Raw genomic sequence first — 792 nt, 5'->3', positions numbered from 1 at the left:
CAGACAAAACACCAGAAAAAATCAAAGTCACCTTAAAAGGGGATGATGTAAAACCGGGTTCAACGGTTGCACTGACAGATGAAAAAGGCAATGAAATTGCGAAAATCGTTTTAACGCCAGAACATATTAAAGAAGACGGTAAAGCGGAATTAGAAGTCCCACTTAACAAAGACAACCCAATTCCGAAAGAAGTTAAAGCAACGGTACAAGCTCCAGGCAAAGATCCAAGTGCCCCTGCAACAGCAGAGTTACCAAGTTTAGCGGACACCGATGGACTAACAAAAGAGCAACTTCAAGAAAGACACCCGAATGACAAAGGTATTCAAACACCAACAGTTGTGGCTACACCAAATGAAGTGAAAGTGACAATTGATCCGAAAGATACCGAAACATTCACAGTGACTATCGACCCTAAAGCTGAAGGTGAAGCAACCAAAGAAGTGGTTTACACCAAACAGCCAGATGGCAGCTACACACCTAACGATCCAACGTTCCCTACTTTAGCGAAAGGTGAAGAGACGTTATCTATTCCAAGAGATAAATTACCAAAAGGGGCAAGCGATGTTACTGTTAAGGCTGAAGACATTGTTGGGCATACTGCAGAATCAGCGAAAACCCCGGTTGATCCAATTTTAGATCCAAGTGAACCGCCAAAAGAACTCACTGTTAAAGCAGTAGACACCGATAAACAAGCGGATAGAAACCCTGAAGAATTTACCATTACAGGTAAAGCAGAGCCTAAAGCTGAAATTGTGGCGAAAGATCACAAAGAGAACGTAATTGGCAGAGTTA

Annotated in this window: 1 pseudogene; it reads left to right on the top strand. The window is 42.3% G+C overall.

Annotated elements, in window-relative coordinates:
- Positions 1–792: pseudogene (locus A1D25_RS01975) on the top strand (hypothetical protein); the annotation flags it as partial.

It is taken from the genome of Ursidibacter arcticus (assembly GCF_009761375.1).
GTDB classification, from domain to species: domain Bacteria; phylum Pseudomonadota; class Gammaproteobacteria; order Enterobacterales; family Pasteurellaceae; genus Ursidibacter; species Ursidibacter arcticus.
Note: the sequence above shows the minus strand (reverse complement) of the source record. Positions and strands in the feature narration are given on the sequence as shown.